Origin of the sequence: Achromobacter sp. GbtcB20, assembly GCF_019091095.1 — a bacterium.
Lineage (GTDB): Bacteria > Pseudomonadota > Gammaproteobacteria > Burkholderiales > Burkholderiaceae_B > Achromobacter > Achromobacter mucicolens.
In genome coordinates, this window is sequence record NZ_JAGXJZ010000366.1 from 1 (window position 1) to 326 (window position 326).

Annotated in this window: 1 protein-coding gene; it reads left to right on the top strand. The window is 63.8% G+C overall.

What is annotated here, in order from left to right:
• Positions 1–326 (top strand): cation transporter (locus KVT32_RS29350; protein ID WP_217619347.1); only part of this gene is annotated, 326 nt, incomplete at both ends.

Sequence of the window (326 nt, forward strand, 5' to 3'; positions counted from 1 at the left end):
GAACGGAAGAAGCCCGGATCCGCGCCGGCGTGGGCAAGCGGCCGGGGGTGACCGCGCACGACTCCATTGTGATGCAGCGTGTGCGGGGGGTACAGCATACACTAGCGACCTCAGCGCCGATCGAGAAGGCGCTTGCTTCCATTGGAATGCAGGCTGCGCGGCAGGACATGCAGACAGCCACCACGGTACTTCGCATCGCGAAGATGGACTGTCCGACCGAGGTAAGTCTGATCCTCGGCAAGCTGCAAGGCATGCCGGGCGTGCAGGGGATGGATTTCAACCTGGTGCAGCGAACGCTCACGGTTCGGCACACACCCGACGCCTTC